The organism is Massilia sp. WG5 (assembly GCF_001412595.2).
Classification (GTDB): Bacteria; Pseudomonadota; Gammaproteobacteria; order Burkholderiales; family Burkholderiaceae_D; genus Telluria.
In genome coordinates this window covers 3,177,104-3,195,170 of the sequence record NZ_CP012640.2, presented here as the reverse complement: position 1 = coordinate 3,195,170, position 18,067 = coordinate 3,177,104, and the positions used below count along the sequence as shown (strand labels likewise).

Here is an 18,067-nt window from a genome sequence, read left to right as displayed (position 1 = left end):
GCTGTGCGTGTCGCGGTATCATCGGGTTAACTCGTTACCGGATACCGCCATGCTCCAGACGCCCGTTTCGTTCACGCCCCTGGTCGCGCCCCCGCAGGACTTGCCGCAAGCGGAGGACGTGCTGTCGTTCATCTTCCATGCCGGCCGCCTGCTGGTGCGCGAGGCCGACCTGGCACTGCCCGACCGCGCCGCCGTCGCCGGCCTGGAACTCGATCCGCAGGCCTTGCAGCCGGTCGGCCTGCTGGACGGCCGCTATTGCCAGGCCGGCTGGGTCGACGATGAAGCGCGGCTGCCTGCGGGTTACGCCTGGCGCGGCCTGCGTTCGCTGTTCGGTGAGTTCGACGAGAGCGTGCTCGGGGTGGCCGGACGCGCGGCCCAGGTCGCCGAATGGGCGCGTACGCACCGCTTCTGCGGCGCCTGTGGCAGTGCTACCTTCCGCCTGGCGGGCGAGCGCTGTTTCAAATGCACGAACTGCGGCTACATGGCCTATCCGCGCATCTCGCCGGCCATGATGGTGCTGATCCGCAAGGGAGATTCCTTCCTGCTGGCCCTGCATACGCAGACGGCCGCGAAGCGCTTCGTGCCGCTGGCCGGCTTCCTGGAGGCCGGCGAATCGATCGAGGAAGCGGTGCACCGCGAAGTGTTCGAGGAGGTGGGCCTGCGGGTGCACAACCTGCGCTATTTCGGCAGCCAGTCCTGGCCCTTCCCGCACTCGCTGATGATCGCCTTCACGGCGGATTACCTGGACGGCGAGATCCGCACCGATCCGAACGAGATCCTGGAGGCGCGCTGGTTCGGGCCAGGCGACGAATGGCCGGAGCGCGTGCCGCACGTCTCGGTGTCGAGCGTATTGGTGGACGCGCACCGTCCCCCGGGGCGTTAAGGCAGCGGCACCGGCGTCGCCGCCACCTTTCCCTCGATCCGCACCGCCAGCGGCACTTCCTCGGGCTTGGCGCCGGTCGCGCGCATGCGCACCACGCGCTGCATCAGGTCGAACCAGAACGGGGCGCCGAACAGCGTCGTGACGGCGGTGATCATCCAGCCAGCGGCCTGCAGCGCGAAGTCGGCGTTCAGCACCGGCGGGAATCGGGTCCAGCCGATCGGCAGCGCCATCAGGGCGTCGATCACGGCCGGGTCGAGCGCGCCCGGCACGTCCTTGATGTGGGCGGCCAGGGCCGGCTGCTGCCACAGGGTGCGGAACAGGTGGATGCTGTCGATATTGAACAGGATCGCCAGCAGCAGCGCCAGCAGCAGCGAGATCAGCAGCTGGCTGCGTTTATAGGCGCCGGACATGCGCGCCATCGCATTGTCGAACCAGCCAGCCAGCATGTCCTGGAACTGCTGCAGGTCGCGCGCGCGGCTGATCATGCTCAGCATCGCGGCCCGCAGCTGCGGATCGGCGATCGCGTCGATGGCGCTGCGCAGCTGGAGGAAGTCGCCCGGCGCCTTCCACAGGCTGTCCACCAGCGCAATCGCAAAATGCGCCGGTTCGATGTAGGATGGCTTGGCGCGCAGCGCGCGCTCGTCCGTGGCGCTGCCGTCCGTGTGCGGATTGACCAGCGGGTGGGCATACACGGCGCGCGCCAGGCCGTCGAACTGCGGGTCGTTGAGCATGCTTTTTATGCCGGCCAGCAGGGTGTTGGCGCGCAGGCGGAACATCGACGCCAGCGCCTCCTGCAGCGTGGTGACGATCAGGGCCACGGTGCCGTAGCAGAAGCTCAGGCCGAGGGCGACTTCCAGGACAGTGCTGCCGAGCATGGCTGTTCTCCTAGCGTGAAAAGGACGTCGACCACGCTAGCGCATCCATGCCGCAGCTGCCTCTATTTTGCTCAAAGAAATAGTCTGCAACCTGTGGATCGACTGCATTTTCTATATACTCTCGGCAGTCTTCAATTTTAGGGTTAACCATGTCTGACAAAGAAGTCTTCACCGAAAACGACTGGCGCCGCCTGCTTGCCAGCCTCGGCGAAGATCCCAACCGTCCCGGCCTGCACGAGACCCCGGCGCGCGTCGCCAAGGCCTGGAAGCACTGGACTTCCGGCTACGAGCAGGACCCGGTCGAGATCCTCAAGGCCTTCGAGGATGGCGCTGAGCAATACAACGAGCTGATCGTGGTGCGCGGCATCCCGGTCTACAGCCACTGCGAGCACCATCTGGCCCCGTTCTTCGGCAAGGCCACCGTCGGTTATCTGCCGAACGGCAAAATCGTCGGCCTGTCGAAGCTGACCCGCCTGGTCGACGTGTTCTCCAAGCGCCTGCAGGTGCAGGAGCGCCTGACGGTCCAGATCGCGAATACGCTGATGGAAGTGCTGGAACCGAAGGCTGTCGGCGTGGTCATCAAGTGCCGCCACATGTGCATGGAAAGCCGCGGCATCCGTACTCCCGGCGAAGAAACCATCACCTCGGCCATGCTGGGCGAACTGCAGCCGAACCTGGCGCTGCGCACCGAGTTCCTGTCGCTGGCCCGCGACTGATCGCCTGACAAACGCGAGTCCTTCCGGGCGGCCGCGCGTCGCCCAATATCCTTCCGTTGTGTTGTAAAAAAACGCAGCATTGTTCGGAATCCGCTGCTACACTGTATTTACGGAGATTCACCGTCCGGCCACATGGTCGGAATTACCAAGTCATCATGTCCTGGTCGGGAACCGTTCCGGATCACGCGTCTCCAATTGTCATTTGAGGCGAACGACATGAACAGGCCAACCTTTCCTAGCGATGTAACGCGCGAGCAGTTCGACTCCGTCCGTGAGATGCTGGAAGCGGCCCGTCGCAAGACCCGGCCGCGCAAGCACGACCTGTACGATGTCTTCTGCGCCGTCCTGTATTTCCTGCATACCGGCAGCGCCTGGCGCAGCATGCCGCCCGAGTTCCCGCCCTGGCGAACCGTGCACGAGTATTTCACGCAATGGACTATGCTGCGCGATGGCGACCGCACCCTGCTCGAAAGCGCCCTTGAACGCCTGGGGCGCAGCACCGAGATCGCGCGGCTGCGCCAGCTGACCGGACAACGTTAAAGTGGCCGCAAAAAACCGTCGCGAGCGGCAGCAGTTTTGCCCGAGAAGCGCAGCTGTACGACAGTACAGCGAGCATCGCAGGACAAAAATGCAACGCGCAGCAGGTTTTTAAGGCCACGGGGGGAAATCATGCTGCGTACCAAGCTGGGCCATCACGGTCCGGACACTTCTCGCCTTGGCCTCGGCTGCATGGGCATGTCGGACCTCTATGGCCCGGCCGACCGTGCCGAGAGCATCGCCACCATCCACGCCGCCCTCGACGCCGGCATTCTCCTGCTCGACACGGGCGATTTCTACGGCATGGGCCACAACGAGCTGCTGATCCGCGAGGCGCTGGCCGGGCGGCCGCGCGAGAGCGTGCAGATCAGCGTCAAGTTCGGCGCCCTGCGCGGCCCGGACGGTTCCTGGAGCGGCTACGACTGCCGGCCGCAGGCGGTGCGCAACTTCGTCGCCTACAGCCTGAAGCGCCTGGGCACCGACTACATCGACATCTACCGTCCCGCGCGCCTGGACCCGGCCGTGCCGATCGAGGACACCGTGGGTGCGATCGCCGACCTGGTCAAGGCCGGTTACGTGCGCCACATCGGCCTGTCCGAAGTCGGCGCCGAGACCCTGCGCCGCGCCAGCCGCGTGCACCCGATCAGCGACCTGCAGATCGAGTACTCGATGATCTCGCGCGGCATCGAGCGGGCGATCCTGCCGGCAGCGCGCGAACTCGGGATCGGCATCACGGCCTATGGCGTGCTGTCGCGCGGCCTGATCAGCGGACACTGGTCGAAGGAGCGGCAGGGCGAAAAGGATTTCCGCGGCCTGGCCAGTCCGCGCTTCCAGGGCGAGAACCTGGAAGCCAACCTGGCCCTGGTCGAGCGCCTGCGCGCGCTGGCGCAGGAGCTGGGCGCGAGCGTGGCGCAACTGGCGATCGCCTGGGTGGCGGCGCAGGGAGCGGACATCGTGCCGCTGGTCGGTGCGCGCCGCCGCGATCGCCTGCAGGAAGCCCTGGGCGCCCTCGACCTCAAGCTCAGGCCCGAGGATCTCGCGCGCCTGGAAGCCATCGTGCCGCCGGACGCGGCGGCCGGGGCGCGCTACAACCCCAATCAGATGGCGCACCTGGACAGCGAACTCGGCTAAATTTAGGCGTGCCTTAAGTTTGCGCACGCGTGTTTAAGTTCCCACTGCTGAGCTGATAAAGTCGAGCTTTGTCATACGCTCATCAATTATCATGCTCGAGAACATCAATTTGCTGTGGTTTTCCATGGTCAACGCCAACGTCGGCCTGCATGGCTGGCGCCTGGAGCTGGCCCTGTTCTGCGCCGAATGGCTGATCCTGCTGGTGCCGATCGGCCTGCTCGGCCTGTGGATGAGCGGCGTCGGCGCACAGCGCGAGGCGGCCGTGAAGGCGCTGGCGGCGACCGGCTGCGCGCTGGGCATCAATGCCGTGATCGGCCTGCTGTGGTACCACGCGCGTCCCTTCGCCGCCGGCGCCGGCCACAGCTTCATGCACCATGCGCCGGACAGCTCCTTTCCGAGCGACCACGGGACCATCATGTTCACCGTGGCGCTGGTGCTGGCCGCCAGCAGCGTGCCGGCGGCGAAGCGCTTCGGCCGCTCGCTGCTGCCGCTGGCCTTCGTGGTGGCGTGGGCGCGCGTCTTCCTTGGCGTGCACTGGCCGATGGACATGCTGGGCGCACTGGCCGTGGCGCTGGGCGTGACCCTGCTGTTCCACACGCGCCTGGTGGATGCGCTGTGCGCGTCGCTGACGGCGGCGCTGGGCACGCTGTACCGGCACCTGCTGGCGCGTCCGATCGCGCGCGGCTGGCTGCGGCCGTGAGCGGCACGGCCTGGACAAGCGGCCAGCTTATTGCGAAGAAGCGACAGCACCTTCCGCACGCTCGAACACCAGCTTCTTCGCACTATCGAAGTGGAACACGCCGATCGGCTGGGCCTGCACATTGTCGGAAGGTGGCGGCAACTGGGTGCAGCTCTGGGCATCGACCTGCCACATCTCGTCGCCGGCGCGCAGCAGGAAGCTTTCCTCGCCGGTCGAGAACAGCTCGACGTTGAGCTTGGCCAGCGGCGTCTTGCCGAGGTCGAACTGGCGCTGGCAATCCGGCAGCCGCGACGCGATCAGGCGCAGCCCGGCCTGTTTGCTCCAGAAATAATCCTGCGAAACGATCACGGTCAGGGCGTGGTCGCTGCCGTCGATGGCGTAGCTGGCCGTTTCGTTGACGCAGCCGGCCAGCAGCAGTGGGGTCAGGAGCACAAGGGAGCGTAGAGTCATTTCCAGAGTATAAAACTCTTCAAAGCAGGGCCGCAACGCTGCCCGCCGCATTTCTTATTTCTTAGCGGAATAGCATCTCTCGCGCTCCCCGATTTTTCGATTTCGGCCATCATGCAAGCGATGGAACCCCGAGATTACGAGCAGATGAATCCGCCCGGCGGGCACCCGGTCAAGATGTGGACCAGGGGCGTGCCGGTCGAAGCGGAAGCGAAGGAGCAACTGGCCAGGCTGGCGCGCATGCCCTTCATTTACCGCCACGTCGCAGTGATGCCCGACGTCCACGTCGGCAAGGGCTCGACCATCGGCAGCGTGATCCCGACCCTGGGCGCGGTGATCCCGGCCGCGGTCGGCGTCGACATCGGCTGCGGCATGATGGCCGCCAAGACCACGCTGCGCGCCGCGGACCTGCCCGACAATCTGGCCAGGCTGCGCAGCGCCATCGAGGAAGCGATCCCGCACGGCATGTCGCCCAAGACCCGAAGCCGTAAAGGACGCGACGTCGGTTCCTGGAACAATCCGCCGCCGCCCGTCGATGCCGGCTGGGCCAGGCTGAAGGACGCATTCGACCAGATCTGCCGCAAATGGCCGAAGCTGCGCAACACGAACAACTACAAGCACCTCGGCACCCTCGGCAGCGGCAATCACTTCGTCGAGATCTGCCTCGACGAGGAAGGCTTCGTCTGGCTGATGCTGCATTCCGGCTCGCGCGGGGTCGGCAATGCGATCGGCACCCACTTCATCGAACTGGCCAGGCAGGACATGCGCAAGCACATGATCAACCTGCCCGACCAGGACCTGGCCTATCTCGAGGAAGGCACCCGGCACTACGAGGACTACGTGGAAGCGGTCGGCTGGGCCCAGAAGTTCGCACGCATCAACCGCGAAGTCATGATGCACAACCTGGTGCGCGCGGTGCGCAGCGTGATCCCGAAACCCTTCGAGACCCATGTCGAAGCCGTCAACTGCCACCACAACTACGTGCAGCAGGAGCGCCACTTCGGCAAGGACGTGCTGGTCACGCGCAAGGGCGCGGTGTCGGCGCGCGAGGGCGAGCTCGGCATCATCCCGGGCTCGATGGGCGCGCGCAGCTACATCGTGCGCGGCAAAGGCAATCCCGAGAGTTTTCATAGCTGCAGCCACGGCGCCGGTCGCACCATGAGCCGCACCGAGGCCAAGCGCCGCTTCACGGTGCAGGACGCATACGAAGCCACCGTCGGCGTCGAATGCCGCAAGGACGAAGGCGTGATCGACGAGATCCCGATGGCCTACAAGGATATCGAAGCCGTCATGCAGGCCCAGAGCGAGCTGGTGGAAGTCGTGCACACGCTCAAGCAGGTGGTCTGCGTGAAGGGTTGAACAAGCATTTTTTTGAAAGCGAGCGAAACCATGCCACAAGATGAACGGAAAGTGGTGGAGCAGGGCGCGCATGACCTGGCCCCTCCGCCTTATGCGCCGCCGCAGCCATTGACGCTGCGGATCAACGGCGCCGAACGCCAACTCACGATCGAGCCGCGCGTCACCCTGCTGGATGCCCTGCGCGAAGTGCTGCACCTGACCGGCACCAAGAAGGGCTGCGACCGTGGCCAGTGCGGCGCCTGCACCGTGCTGGTGGACGGCCAGCGCATCAATTCCTGCCTGACCCTGGCCGTCATGCACGACGGCCGCGAGATCACGACGGTCGAAGGCCTGGGCAGCGAGCAGCAGCCGCACCCGATGCAGCAGGCCTTCATGGACTGCGACGGCTTCCAGTGCGGCTATTGCACCCCGGGCCAGGTGTGCTCGGCGGTGGCGCTGCTCGACGAGGTCAAGCAGCGCCAGGCCAGCGCCGTCACCGAGGGCGAGCAGCTGGAACCGGCGACCCTCAGCGAGGACGAGATCCGCGAGCGCATGAGCGGCAACCTGTGCCGCTGCGGCGCCTATCCGAACATCGTCAAGGCGATCCACAGCGTCGTGCTGCGCCAGGCCTGAGCAACGAGAAACCGAGGAACCCTGCATGCAATCGATCTTCTACGAACGTGCGCGCGACGTGAACCACGCGATCGACCTGGCGCGCGAGCCGGGCACGAAATTCATCGGCGGCGGCACCAACCTGCTCGACCTTTATAAAAGCGGCATCGAAAAACCGGTGCGCCTGGTGGACGTCAGCCGTCTCGCGTTGTCCGCCATCGAGGAACTGCCGAGCGGCGGCCTGCGTATCGGCGCGATGGCGACCAATACCGCGGTCGGCACCGACCCGCTGGTGCGCCAGCGCTACCGCGTGCTGTCCGAAGCCTTGTTGAATGGCGCCACCACCCAGCTGCGGAACATGGCCACCGTGGGCGGAAACCTGCTGCAGCGCACCCGCTGCTATTACTTCACCGACCCCGCCTTCACCCGCTGTAACAAGCGCGATCCGGGTTCGGGCTGCGACGCCATCGACGGCCACAACCGCATCCACGCCATCCTCGGCGCCAGCGAGCACTGCATCGCCACCCACCCGTCGGACATGGCGGTGGCGCTGGCCGCGCTGGATGCCGTCGTCCACCTGCAGGGCCCCGGCGGCGCGCGCCAGGTGCCGGCCGCGGACTTCCATCGCCTGCCGGAAGACCATCCGGAAATCGACACCGTGATCCAGCCGGGTGAGCTGATCACGGCGGTCGAGCTGCCGCCGATGCCGTTCGCGCAAAACTCCCACTACCTGAAGGTGCGCGACCGCGCCAGCTATGCGTTCGCGCTGGTGTCGGTGGCGGTCGCGGTCGACCTCGACGGCGGCAGCATCCGCGACGTGCGCCTCGCACTGGGCGGCGTGGCCCACAAACCGTGGCGCGCGCTGGATGCCGAGAAGCTCCTGCGCGGCCAGGCGCCGAGCGCCGAGCTGCTGGCCCGCGCGGCCGCGGCCGCGGTGGCCGGCGCCCGGGCGTATGGGGACAACGCGTTCAAGGTCGAACTGGCGCCGCGCGCGGTCGTGCGCGCGCTGCAGACGGTAATCCGCAAGGCAGGAGGCCAGGTATGAACAACATCGGCGCACCCATCAACCGTACCGACGCCTGGGCCAAGGTCAGCGGCGCAGCCCATTACACGGCCGAGCACCACGTCGAAGGCCTGGCCCATGCCGTACTGGTCACCAGCACCATCCCCAGCGGCCGCGTGCTCCGCATCGACGACAGCGCGGCACGCGAGGTGCCTGGCCTGCTGCTGGTGATGACCCCGCAGAACGCCATGCGCCTGCCGAAGGAAACCAGGGACGGCAAGCTGCAGCCGCCGATCGGCCGCCGGCTCACGCTGCTGCAGGAGGACGACGTCTATTACAACAACCAGCCGATCGCGGTGGTCGTTGCCGACACCTACGAGCATGCGCGTGAGGCCGCGGCCCGCCTGCATATCGAGTACGAGCGCAAGGAGGCCGTGCTCGACTTCGAGCAGGCCAAGCAGAAGCTGCACCCGCCCGAGAAGGTGCTGACCGAGGAAACGGACACGAAGCGCGGCGACCTGGCGGACGGCCTGCTGGCGGCCAGCGTGCGCCTCGACGAGACCTATACCACGCCGATCGAGCACCACAACCCGCTCGAGACCCATGCGACCATCGCCGAATGGAGCAACGGCGGGGACGGCGACAAACTGACCATCCACGAATCGACCCAGTACATGAAGGGCGTGCAGCGTATCGTCGCCAGCATCTTCGGCATCCCGCCGGAGAACGTGACGGCGATCTGCCCCTATACCGGCGGCGGCTTCGGCTCGAAGGGATCGATCTGGTCGCATGGTCCCCTGACCGCGATGGCGGCGAAGATGTTGAAACGGCCGGTCAAGCTGTCGGTCGACCGCAACCAGATGTTCGGCCCGGTTGGCCAGCGTCCCAACACCGAGCAGCGCTTCCGCCTGGGTGCGACCGAGGACGGCCGCCTGCTGGCGTCCGCCCACGACACCATCGCCTACACCTCGGTGATCGAAAACTGGATCGAGCCCTGCGGCATCGTCACGCGCATGATGTACGAAAGCCCGAACCAGCAGACCACGCACCGGCTGGCCAGCATGAACCTGGGCACGCCGACCTTCATGCGTGCGCCGGGCGAAGCCACCGGCACCTTCGCGCTCGAATCGGCGATGGACGAACTGGCGTATCAGCTGGACATGGACCCGCTGATGCTGCGCCTGAAGAACTACACCGAGAAGGACCCGGGCAAGGACCTGCCGTGGTCGAGCAAATCGCTGCGCCAGTGCTACGAGATCGGCGCCGAGCGCTTCGGCTGGAAGGACCGCAAGCCGCAGCCGCGCTCGATGAAGCAGGGGAACAAGCTGGTCGGCTGGGGCATGGCCACCGCGACCTACCCGACCAACCGTTCGCCGGGCGAATGTTCGGCGACGCTGCAGGCCGACGGCACCGCGCTGTTCCGCTCGGCGACCCAGGACCTGGGCACCGGCACCTACACCGTGATGACCCAGGTGGCGGCGGATGCCATCGGCCTGCCGGTCGAACGCGTGCGCTTCGAGCTCGGCGATTCAAAGATGCCGGAAGCGCCGGTCTCGGGCGGTTCGACCACGGTGGCCAGCGTCGGCCCCGCGGTACAGGCGGCCGGCCATGCGCTGCGCCTGAAACTGGCCGGGATTGCGCTGGCCGACCAGGGCTCGCCGCTGTTCGGCAGCGTGGCCGACCGGATTGGCTTCGAGAACGGCGAGCTGTACCTGCTGGACGATCCTTCCCGCCGCGAGACCATGGCCGCCATCGTCGCGCGCCACGGCGAGCCGGTCGCGGTCACGGCCAAGGCCGAACCCGGCGACGAAAAGAAGAAGTACTCGATGCATGCCTTCGGCGCCGTGTTCGTCGAGGTGACGGTGGACGAAGACCTGGGCGAGATCCGCGTGCCGCGCGTGGTCGGCGTCTACGGGGTCGGCAAGCTGATGAACGAGAAGACGGGCTACAGCCAGCTGATGGGCGGCGTCGTCTGGGGCATCAGCCTGGCGCTGTTCGAGGAAACCTTCATCGACGGGCGCAATGGCCGCGCGGTGAACGGCAACCTGGCCGAGTACCACCTGCCGACCAATGCCGATATCCAGGGCATCGACGTGCAGATCGTCGACGAGGACGACCCGCACGTGAACCCGCTGGGGGCGAAGGGCATCGGCGAGATCGGCATCACCGGCGTGGGAGCGGCGATCGCGAATGCGGTGTACCACGCGACCGGCAAGCGGGTGAGGGATTTGCCGATTACGCTGGACAAGGTCTTGTAACGTCGTCCCCGCGCAGGCGGGGATCCAGGTTCGTGGCGGACCACCGGCGTTTGCGGTGGCCACTCACACAAACTTGGGTTCCCGCCTTCGCGGGAACGACGTGCATGTGTTAATGGTGAACGCCAGCTTCCTGCTGCGCGACGGCTTCATGCCCACCCTTGCCTTCCTTGCCTTCACCATGCTCGCCATGCTTGGCATGCGTATTTTCCCAGCCGCCGCCTAATGCCAGGAACAGCTGCACCTGGTCCGCCGCCAGCTGCGCATCCGAGGCCGCCAGCATGTTCTCGGCGCTGGCCAGGGTGCGTTCGGCGTCCAGCGAGGCCAGGAAGTCGGTGCGGCCGAACTGGTACAGCTTGTCGGTCTGGCGGGCCGCCAGCGCGCTCTGGTCGCGCGCCGAACGCAGCATCGCGTTGCGGTCGAGTTCACGGGCGTACACCGTCAGCGCCGATTCCGTTTCGCGCAGGGCATTCAGCACCACCGAGTCGAATCTCGCGAGCGCGCCTTCGGTACCGGCCTTGGCCTGGGCGATGTGCACGCGCGCCGAGCTGGTCGACGGCAGGTTCCACGAGATCAGCGGGCCGAGCGCGAACTTCCAGGTATTCGCCGCGCCGAAGTCGTTCATGAAACCGACGCCGCCGAAGGAAGCGCCCAGCGTGATGTTCGGGTACAGCTCGGCGGTGGCGACGCCGATGCGGGCGGTGGCGCCGGCCAGCATGCGCTCGGCCTGGCGCACGTCCGGACGGCGGCGCAGCAGGGCCGCGCCGTCGCCCACCGGGACCGCGCTGGTCACGCGCGGCGGGGTCGTGCACTGCGCGACCTCGGCCGGGAAGGCGCTCGGCACCTCGCCGGTCAGCACGGCCAGGCGGTACAGGGCGGTGCGGCGGCGCGCCTCCAGCGGCGGCAGGTTGGCGCGCAGCTGGTCGAGCTGGGCCTGGGCGCGGCTGTTGTCGATGGCGATGCCGCGGCCGCGCTGCACGCGCTCGTCGGTCAGCTTGGCGAACTTCTGCTGCAGGTCGACCGACTGCTGCGCGACTTTCAGCTGGTAGCCGGCCGAGCAGGCTTCGGCATAGGCGCGGGTGGTGTCGGCGGCAACCATCACGTGGGCCAGGTCGGCGGCGGCCTGGGCGGCTTCCTGGTCGGCTTCGGCGGCTTCGATGGCGCGGCGGATGCGGCCGAACATGTCGAGCTGGTAGGCGACCTTGATGTCGCCGTCATAGATGCCGGTGCGCGGCAGCTGCTCGGGCAGGCCGATCGAGGCGCCGGCGATGCGGCCGTACAGCGGCGCGGCGCTCATCTCGACTTCCGGGCGCTTCTTCTCTTCGACTTCTTCCAGCACGGCATGGGTGCGTTCGAGGTTGGCGGCGGCCACGCGCAGGTCGGCGTTGGCGCTGAACGCTTTCGCCACCAGCTTGTCCAGCACCGGATCCTGGTACAGGCGCCACCAGTCGGCCGGCAGCGGTTCGGATTTGAAGGGATGCTCGGCCGCGCCCATGAAGGGGGCGTTGGCGGCGTCGCGCTTGACCACGGCCTCCTTCGGCACGTGGTAGTCGGGGCCGACCGTCGTGCAGGCGGCGAGTGCCGCGGCCAGCACCGTCAGGGTGAGGGTCTTGGATGCGATGGAGCGGGTTCGGTTCATGATCGTTTATTCGTGGTCGGCGCGGCGGCGACGGCTTTCGCCGCGGGGGCTGCGGCAGGTGCAGCGGGAGCGACAGGTGCGGCAGGCGCAGGTTGCGCGGCGCCCGGCAGCACCTTCACGGTCGCGGTCTGGCCGGCCACCAGGCGCACGCTGGCCGGCAGCGGGTCGAGGGCGATGCGTACCGGAATGCGTTGCGCCAGGCGGACCCAGTTGAAGGTCGGGTTCACGTTCGGCAGCATGTTGGCGCTGGTGGAGCGGTCGCGGTCGGCGATGCCTTCGGCGAAGCTCTCGACGCGGCCCGCCAGCGCCTGGCGCGTGCCCATCAGGGTCACTTCGACCTTGTCGCCGAGCTGGATGCGGGGCAGCTTGGTCTCTTCGAAATAGCCTTCGACATAGAAGGACTTGCTGTCCACGACCGCCATCACCGGATGGGCGGCGGTGGCGTAGGCGCCTTCCCGCAGGTCGAGGTTGGTGACGATGCCGTCCACCGCCGACACCACGTGGGTGCGCGCCAGGTTCAGCTTCGCGGTGTCGCGGTTGACTTCGGCTTGGGCCAGGGTGGCGCGCGCCTGGTCGGTGCGGGTCTGGCCCTGTTCGCGGGTCTCCTGCGAGACCAGGTCGTCGAGCTGGGTGTTACGCTTGTTCTCGCGCTGCGCCTGCTCCAGCGCGGCCCGGGCGGCGATCACCTGGGCTTCGCTCTGGCGCAGGGCCAGCTCAAAGCGCGCGCGGTCGATCTCGAACAGCGGCTCGCCGGCGACGACGCGCTGGTTATCGTGCACATAGACCCTGGTGACCTGGCCGGTGACGTCCGGCGCGACCTGCACCACATAGGCCTTCACGCGGCCGTCGCGGGTCCACGGCTCGACTTCGTAGTGGCGCCACAGCTGCGCGCCAGCATAGACAGCGCCCGCGGCCACCAGCAGAGTGATACCTACCCGGCCAACCGCCGGAAGAAAATTTTTCGATGCCATGTCAGGACCAGTTACGTGTGAAATACGTCAGTGCGCCGAGCACGATGACGAACAGGGATAAATCGAACAGCGCCGGGTGCCAGACCAGGCGGTAGAAACCGGTCCTTGCCAGGACCAGGTTGAAAAGTCTCGATACCACCAGCGCCGCCAGCGTGAGCAGCAGGAGCGGAGGAAGGTAGAGGCCATAGATGCTGACTTCGCCGATCATCGGATCTCCTTTTCAGTATCAGTGTGCGAGCGCCACGGTGGGCTCGTAGGGTGCGGCGGCCGGGAACAGGTCGCGGCGGATGCCGGTGAGCGCCGCCAGCGCCTCGCGTTGAAAGGCGTCATGCGCGCCTTCGCAGGTCGCGCGCAGCGCGTTGTCGAGGGCGCCGAGCAGCTGGGTTTCGCCAGTCTGGTCGACCGCCGGCAGGCGTGCGAAATGCTGCGACAGCTGCGTCATGAGGGGGCTCAGCGCCGCGTCGCCGCGGCCGAGCTGGGGACGCACCTGCTGCAGCAGGGTCATGTTCAGGCCGATGCGCAGGTCGCGTAACGCATCCCGCGCCTGCAGGTCCTGGTGGCTGCCGACCGACGCCAGGCGCGGGGTCAGCAGGCCAATGCGGTCGACCATGCGCGCCGAGAATTCCGGCAGCGTGGTCTTTTCGCCGCCGCCCAGGCGCGCCAGTTCGTTCCAGCCGGCCTTCAGCAGGCGGCGCGCGGTCCAGGCTGCGCCCACGCTGCGCACTACCCGGGTCGTCACCGCGGCCACGGTCAGGCCCAGCACCTGCGACAGCATGCTGTTGGTGAAGGTCACCATGTCCGCGTTGTGGGTGTCGATCATCGCCAGCGTGCCGCAGATGCCGAACAGGAAGGGCATGGCGCGTCCAAACGTGGCCGGACGGGCCAGCAGCACGCCCAGCACCAGGAACAGCGGCGCGCACACCAGCACCAGCATCTCGAAGCTGTGGATGGCCGGCAGCAGCACCAGCAGGTACACGGCCGACGCCGGGATCGAATACACCGTCCAGGCCAGGAAGCTCTTGATGAAGGGGGCCGGGTCGTCCTGGGTCGAGAAGAAGCAGCACAGCACCGCGCACATCATCGGCGCGGTGGCGCCGCCCGGCCAGCCGGTCAGGATCCAGAATGCGCAGCACAGCAGCACCGCGACGACGGCGGCGAAAGCCGACAGCGCTGCCATGCCGTAGTCCAGGTGCAGGGCGCTCGCCGGTACTTTATTGAGCAGGTCGGGCAGGCGGCGCACCTCGGCCGGCAGGCGGCCGGAGACGCCGGCATCGATGTGCTGGCGCAGGGCGCGCGTCTCGACGCAGATGTCGACCAGCCGGCGCAGGCGGGCCGCCAGGTTCAGCTCGATCATGCCGCTCCAGGAGAGTTCGCGATGCACCTGGGGCGCCAGCTCGTCGATGCGCTCGTACAGCAGCGCGCCCTGGCGGGCGATCGCGACTTCCTTCGGGTTGTCGGTGAGTGCGACGACGTCCTTCAGCAGCGCGCTCCAGTGTTCCGACACGCTGGCGGCGCCCATGTTGCGCAGCGCGGCCAGGCGGTCCTCGATACCGGAGACGATGGGCACGAACTGCGCCAGGCGCTCCTGCAGCGCATTCACCGCCCGCCCGGTCCAGCGCAGGTGCGAGGTATCGAAGGGCAGGTGGGTGCTCATCAGGCGCAGCTCGGTGATGTCGCCGGCCAGCTTGCGACGGTCGGAGGCGGAGCGCGCATCGCCTGCCGGATTGAGGGCGTCGCGGATCCAGTGCTGGGCATCGCGCACGGCATGGTCCAGGCGCGCAAGCAGGACGGGACCGAAGGGCTGCGGCAGCACCAGGCTGTGAACCAGGGTCGCGCAGGTCACGCCCAGCACGATCTCCTCCACGCGCGCCAGCGCGATGTCGAAGATGGCGCCGGGATCGTTCACGGCGGGGAAGGCGATCAGGCCGGCGGTATAACCGGCCAGCATCAGCAGGTAGGAGCGCGGCGTGCGGTCCAGCAGGGAAACGAACAGGCAGCCGCCGATCCACAAGGCCAGCACAAGCGACAGCAGCTCGGGCGAATTGGACAGCTGCGGCACCACGAAGGTCACCATGGTCCCGCCCAGGATGGTGCCGCCGGCGCGGTACAGGCCCTTGGAGCGGGTCGGACCGGCGAAGGGCGCGGCGCAGATGTAGGCGGTCATCATCGACCAGAAAGGGCGCGGCAGTCCGATGTGCATCGAGATGTACACCGCGAGCATCGCTGCAGCGAAGGATTTGACGGAGAACAGCAGCTCCGCCCGGGTAGCCAGCTTCATGCGCTCTTGCGCTCCGTGGCCTGTTCCAGGGTAAGGTTCGCGACCACGTCCGGCAGCCCGGCCAGCACCCGCAGGCAGGCTTCGACGTCGGCCGGCTCGAAGGCGCCGAACAGCTTGCGGCGGAAGGGCACGAGGGCTTCGTCCATGCGCTTGGCGGTTTCCATGCCCGCATCGGTCAGGCGCAGGATCTTGGCGCGGCGGTCCTGCGGATCGTCGTGGCGCTCGACCAGGCCGTTCTCGATCAGGTGGTCGACCACGCGTACCAGCGACGAGGCCTCCAGGCTGAGCGTCTCGGCCAGCACGCCCGGGCGCACGCCGTTCTCGCCGTAGCGGCTGATGACCAGCACCGGCAGGCCGGTCGCCTGCGACAGGCCGTAGTCGGCCGCGACCTTGTCGGCGGCGGCGCGGTAGACGCGCGAGGAAAGGGTGAGGGCGGCGGTGAGATTGCCCAAGGTCTGGTCCGATAGGCGCATGCTTAATTCGCGTAAAGTTCGCGTAAATACTATTTGAATGCGAAAGTTTAGCATGCGAAGTAATTTCTTTCAAGGCGGGCGCCTGGCGGGCCGGCCGCCTTGTCTCATTGAGGCTTTATCTGGAGCAGGTCGACCGGCGTGGCGAATTCGACATCACAGCCGCTGACGCGCAGGGCTTCGATCGGCGCATAGCCCCAATGCACGGCGCCGAAGGCCACGCCTGCCTTGCGCGAGGCTTCCGCATCGGTGCCCTGGTCGCCGATGTAGATCGCCTCGGCCGGCGCGGCGCCGCAGCGCTTCAGCACGGCGCGGATGCGGCTGGCCTTGCCGAACACCGACATGCCGCATTCGAACTGGCTGACCAGCGCGGCCAGCTCCTGCCCCAGCACCGTGCGTACGTTGTGCCCGGAGTTCGAGGACACCACCGCGATCGTCACGCCCTGCGCGTCCAGGTGGCGCAGCGCCTCGGCGACGCCGTCGAACAGGTAGATGGAGCCGGCGTTCTCCCGCATCATCGCCTTGAAGGTCCGCGCCGCCGCCGGCAGCTTCCAGGCCGGCAGGCCAACGTGGTCCATCATCTGCCGCATGCCGTAATGGCGCAGCTGGCCGGCATCCGTGAAGTCGATGCGCCGGAAGCCGTGGCGGTCGGCGATGGTGTTGAAGACGCTGAGGAAGAAGGGAAAGGAATCGGCAAGGGTGCCGTCGAAGTCGAAGATGGCGAGTCGGTAGTTCATCGATATCGCAGCATGGGATAATTGTCGACTATACATGATCTCAAGTCCTGCCTTGAACACTGTCCTCATCCTGAAACTGTGCCTGGTTCCCGCCCTGATCTACCTCGTGACGCTGGTCGGCCGGCGCTGGGGACCGGGTGCGGCCGGCTGGGTCTCGGCGCTGCCCGTCGTCGCCGGACCGATCCTGTTGACCATGGCGCTCGAGCAGGGCGCAGGCTTCGTGGCGACCGCCGCCGCGCACACGCTCATCGCCGTGATCGCGGTGCTGGTGTTCTGCCTGGCCTATGCCTGGGCCTCGGGCCGCTGCGGCGTGGCCGGCTCCCTGCTGGCGGCGCTGGCGGCCTATGCGGCGGCGGTGGCGGGGCTGCAGCTGGTCGAGCTGCCGCTGCTGCCGGGATTCGCGCTGGTCGTGGCCGTGCTGGCGCTGGCGCCGCGGCTGTTCCCACGCCTGCAGGAGGCTGGCCAGCGCAGTGCAGGGCAGGCGAACGACCTGCCGCTGCGGATGCTGGCCGGTGCGCTGCTGAGCTTTACGGTCACCTGGGCCGCCGCCGGCATCGGCCCGCGCCTGAGCGGCTTCTTCGCGATGTTCCCAGTGATGGGGACGATCCTGGTCGGCTTTTCGCATCAGGCCTCCGGACGCGCATATGCCGTAAATATCCTGCTCGGCATGGCGCGCGGGTATTACGCGTTTGCGACGTTTTGCGTGGTCTTGTCGATGGCGCTGCGCTCGCAGTCGATCGCGCTGGCGTTCGGGATGGCGGCCGGGGCGGCGCTGCTTGTACAACTGTTGAGCAGGCGCGGGGTGTCCTTGTCGGCTCAGCAGCGCAGTTCCCTGAAGCGCTGACGCAAGAGGAAGAGACGCGCCTGCACATCGCGTAATGCGGCCGGCGCGGTGCGCTTTTCTTCGTATTCGCTGGTGGTGATGTCCTGGTCCAGGCGCCGGCATTCCTGTTGTGCCGAACCAGGCAAATGATACCGACGCACCTGGACTGCAAACTGTTGGGCGTCCAGCCCAGTAAGTGGGCGCACAGCGTTCGCGAACATCTCTTGGTTGAGTTCCCGTCGGACATCGGCGCCCACGCGCTCTTTCCCCGATAGTTTATTGACACCCCTAGTAGGTTCAACCTCGAGCTTTTCGGCACCAAGGCATGGCGAATCCGAATAAGTGATCTTGCCATGGTCCTGGCATTTGAACAGCGTGCGGGATGGTGCATGCAGCGTTTGCGCCGATAACTCCGGCGAGATGAACAGCGAGCACGCGCCGATCACGCCAATGAAAGACCTGAACATCGCTATGTATTCCCTTCGAGCGCGTTGGAGTCGGAAACTATATTCGACGGACGGCGTCCAAAAATCCTCACATTCCCACCCAAAGCAAAAAAACGTGGAAATGGAGCAGAAATAATGCGTATTGACGGAAGTTACTGAATGTAACGGGTGGGCGCATTTGGCATGGGGCGGTTATCATGCGCCCG

General features: G+C 66.9%; 18 protein-coding genes and 1 pseudogene. 10 read left to right on the top strand and 9 right to left on the bottom strand.

Translation table 11 applies throughout. The annotated features are described in order from the left end of the window. Positions 1 to 49: 49 nt before the first annotated feature. Positions 50 to 883 (top strand): NAD(+) diphosphatase, encoded by an 834-nt coding sequence (gene nudC, locus AM586_RS14250; protein WP_082439344.1) that lies wholly within the window; start codon positions 50 to 52, stop codon positions 881 to 883. On the opposite strand, the gene AM586_RS14245 is transcribed toward nudC, so the two are convergent. Next, the gene (locus tag AM586_RS14245; protein WP_047821205.1) at positions 880 to 1,758 is read right to left on the bottom strand and encodes a hypothetical protein; all 879 of its coding nucleotides are present in this window, start codon (positions 1,756 to 1,758) and stop codon (positions 880 to 882) included. The two genes, nudC and AM586_RS14245, sit on opposite strands and share 4 nt — an antisense overlap. A 149-nt stretch (positions 1,759 to 1,907) precedes the next feature. On the opposite strand from AM586_RS14245, the gene folE reads away from it, so the two are divergent. The 4 genes and pseudogenes from folE (at position 1,908) to AM586_RS14225 (ending at position 4,842) form a co-directional block, all read left to right on the top strand. Next, positions 1,908 to 2,474, top strand: coding sequence for a GTP cyclohydrolase I FolE (folE, locus tag AM586_RS14240; protein ID WP_047821204.1), 567 nt, complete (start codon positions 1,908 to 1,910; stop codon positions 2,472 to 2,474). A gap of 216 nt (positions 2,475 to 2,690) precedes the next feature. After that, positions 2,691 to 2,966, top strand: a pseudogene (locus tag AM586_RS14235) (transposase); the annotation flags it as partial. A gap of 177 nt (positions 2,967 to 3,143) precedes the next feature. Continuing rightward, the gene (locus AM586_RS14230; protein WP_047821200.1) at positions 3,144 to 4,142 is read left to right on the top strand and encodes an aldo/keto reductase; all 999 of its coding nucleotides are present in this window, start codon (positions 3,144 to 3,146) and stop codon (positions 4,140 to 4,142) included. A 91-nt stretch (positions 4,143 to 4,233) separates the two neighbouring features. Further along, complete coding sequence (locus tag AM586_RS14225) at positions 4,234 to 4,842, top strand: phosphatase PAP2 family protein (protein ID WP_052233188.1); 609 nt, start codon at positions 4,234 to 4,236, stop codon at positions 4,840 to 4,842. A 27-nt stretch (positions 4,843 to 4,869) separates the two neighbouring features. Here AM586_RS14225 and AM586_RS14220 read toward each other — a convergent pair whose 3' ends face one another. Further along, positions 4,870 to 5,274 carry a hypothetical protein gene (locus AM586_RS14220; RefSeq protein WP_229411016.1) on the bottom strand — a complete coding sequence of 135 codons (405 nt, stop codon included), beginning with the start codon at positions 5,272 to 5,274 and terminating at the stop codon, positions 4,870 to 4,872. 129 nt (positions 5,275 to 5,403) lie between these two features. On the opposite strand from AM586_RS14220, the gene AM586_RS14215 reads away from it, so the two are divergent. From AM586_RS14215 to AM586_RS14200, 4 genes are read left to right on the top strand one after another with little or no spacing between them, the layout of a single operon-like run. After that, complete coding sequence (locus AM586_RS14215; protein ID WP_373887908.1) at positions 5,404 to 6,648, top strand: RtcB family protein; 1,245 nt, start codon at positions 5,404 to 5,406, stop codon at positions 6,646 to 6,648. Positions 6,649 to 6,678: 30 nt separating this feature from the next. Next, entirely contained in the window at positions 6,679 to 7,260 is a 582-nt protein-coding gene (locus AM586_RS14210; RefSeq protein ID WP_082439808.1) for a (2Fe-2S)-binding protein, read from the top strand. A gap of 25 nt (positions 7,261 to 7,285) precedes the next feature. Next, the gene (locus tag AM586_RS14205) at positions 7,286 to 8,284 is read left to right on the top strand and encodes a xanthine dehydrogenase family protein subunit M (RefSeq protein WP_047821194.1); all 999 of its coding nucleotides are present in this window, start codon (positions 7,286 to 7,288) and stop codon (positions 8,282 to 8,284) included. Then, positions 8,281 to 10,500 carry a xanthine dehydrogenase family protein molybdopterin-binding subunit gene (locus AM586_RS14200; RefSeq protein ID WP_047821192.1) on the top strand — a complete coding sequence of 740 codons (2,220 nt, stop codon included), beginning with the start codon at positions 8,281 to 8,283 and terminating at the stop codon, positions 10,498 to 10,500. The genes AM586_RS14205 and AM586_RS14200 overlap by 4 nt, the downstream gene beginning before the upstream one ends. A gap of 109 nt (positions 10,501 to 10,609) precedes the next feature. Here AM586_RS14200 and AM586_RS14195 read toward each other — a convergent pair whose 3' ends face one another. The 6 genes from AM586_RS14195 to AM586_RS14170 form a co-directional block, all read right to left on the bottom strand. Next, complete coding sequence (locus tag AM586_RS14195; RefSeq protein ID WP_082439342.1) at positions 10,610 to 12,136, bottom strand: efflux transporter outer membrane subunit; 1,527 nt, start codon at positions 12,134 to 12,136, stop codon at positions 10,610 to 10,612. Continuing rightward, positions 12,133 to 13,107 carry an HlyD family secretion protein gene (locus AM586_RS14190; protein WP_047821189.1) on the bottom strand — a complete coding sequence of 325 codons (975 nt, stop codon included), beginning with the start codon at positions 13,105 to 13,107 and terminating at the stop codon, positions 12,133 to 12,135. Before AM586_RS14190 ends, AM586_RS14195 begins: the two co-directional genes overlap by 4 nt. A gap of 1 nt (position 13,108) precedes the next feature. Then, positions 13,109 to 13,315, bottom strand: a complete 207-nt coding sequence (locus AM586_RS14185) for a DUF1656 domain-containing protein (RefSeq protein WP_047821187.1) — start codon at positions 13,313 to 13,315, stop codon at positions 13,109 to 13,111. 18 nt (positions 13,316 to 13,333) lie between these two features. After that, complete coding sequence (locus AM586_RS14180; protein WP_047821185.1) at positions 13,334 to 15,385, bottom strand: FUSC family protein; 2,052 nt, start codon at positions 15,383 to 15,385, stop codon at positions 13,334 to 13,336. After that, positions 15,382 to 15,858: a MarR family winged helix-turn-helix transcriptional regulator gene (locus AM586_RS14175; RefSeq protein ID WP_047821184.1), complete on the bottom strand. Its 477-nt coding sequence runs from the start codon at positions 15,856 to 15,858 to the stop codon at positions 15,382 to 15,384. The genes AM586_RS14180 and AM586_RS14175 overlap by 4 nt, the downstream gene beginning before the upstream one ends. 104 nt (positions 15,859 to 15,962) lie before the next feature. Beyond that, on the bottom strand, positions 15,963 to 16,592 hold the full coding sequence (locus tag AM586_RS14170) for an HAD hydrolase-like protein (protein ID WP_047821182.1): 630 nt from the start codon (positions 16,590 to 16,592) through the stop codon (positions 15,963 to 15,965). A gap of 52 nt (positions 16,593 to 16,644) precedes the next feature. Between AM586_RS14170 and AM586_RS14165 the strand changes: the two genes are divergently transcribed. Next, positions 16,645 to 17,436 (top strand): hypothetical protein, encoded by a 792-nt coding sequence (locus AM586_RS14165; protein ID WP_052233187.1) that lies wholly within the window; start codon positions 16,645 to 16,647, stop codon positions 17,434 to 17,436. Here the strand turns inward: AM586_RS14165 and AM586_RS14160 are convergent. Next, complete coding sequence (locus AM586_RS14160) at positions 17,409 to 17,882, bottom strand: hypothetical protein (RefSeq protein WP_052233186.1); 474 nt, start codon at positions 17,880 to 17,882, stop codon at positions 17,409 to 17,411. The two genes, AM586_RS14165 and AM586_RS14160, sit on opposite strands and share 28 nt — an antisense overlap. Positions 17,883 to 18,067 lie beyond the last annotated feature (185 nt).

Coding starts and splice junctions, on each gene's coding strand:
- AM586_RS14160 (WP_052233186.1), bottom strand. CDS start 17,882: ATGTTCAGGTCTTTCATTGGCGTGATCGGCGCGTGCTCGCTGTTCATC.
- AM586_RS14215 (WP_373887908.1), top strand. CDS start 5,404: ATGCAAGCGATGGAACCCCGAGATTACGAGCAGATGAATCCGCCCGGC.
- AM586_RS14180 (WP_047821185.1), bottom strand. CDS start 15,385: ATGAAGCTGGCTACCCGGGCGGAGCTGCTGTTCTCCGTCAAATCCTTC.
- folE (WP_047821204.1), top strand. CDS start 1,908: ATGTCTGACAAAGAAGTCTTCACCGAAAACGACTGGCGCCGCCTGCTT.
- AM586_RS14195 (WP_082439342.1), bottom strand. CDS start 12,136: ATGAACCGAACCCGCTCCATCGCATCCAAGACCCTCACCCTGACGGTG.
- AM586_RS14210 (WP_082439808.1), top strand. CDS start 6,679: ATGCCACAAGATGAACGGAAAGTGGTGGAGCAGGGCGCGCATGACCTG.
- AM586_RS14200 (WP_047821192.1), top strand. CDS start 8,281: ATGAACAACATCGGCGCACCCATCAACCGTACCGACGCCTGGGCCAAG.
- AM586_RS14185 (WP_047821187.1), bottom strand. CDS start 13,315: ATGATCGGCGAAGTCAGCATCTATGGCCTCTACCTTCCTCCGCTCCTG.
- AM586_RS14230 (WP_047821200.1), top strand. CDS start 3,144: ATGCTGCGTACCAAGCTGGGCCATCACGGTCCGGACACTTCTCGCCTT.
- AM586_RS14175 (WP_047821184.1), bottom strand. CDS start 15,858: ATGCGCCTATCGGACCAGACCTTGGGCAATCTCACCGCCGCCCTCACC.
- AM586_RS14205 (WP_047821194.1), top strand. CDS start 7,286: ATGCAATCGATCTTCTACGAACGTGCGCGCGACGTGAACCACGCGATC.
- AM586_RS14170 (WP_047821182.1), bottom strand. CDS start 16,592: ATGAACTACCGACTCGCCATCTTCGACTTCGACGGCACCCTTGCCGAT.
- nudC (WP_082439344.1), top strand. CDS start 50: ATGCTCCAGACGCCCGTTTCGTTCACGCCCCTGGTCGCGCCCCCGCAG.
- AM586_RS14245 (WP_047821205.1), bottom strand. CDS start 1,758: ATGCTCGGCAGCACTGTCCTGGAAGTCGCCCTCGGCCTGAGCTTCTGC.
- AM586_RS14190 (WP_047821189.1), bottom strand. CDS start 13,107: ATGGCATCGAAAAATTTTCTTCCGGCGGTTGGCCGGGTAGGTATCACT.
- AM586_RS14225 (WP_052233188.1), top strand. CDS start 4,234: ATGCTCGAGAACATCAATTTGCTGTGGTTTTCCATGGTCAACGCCAAC.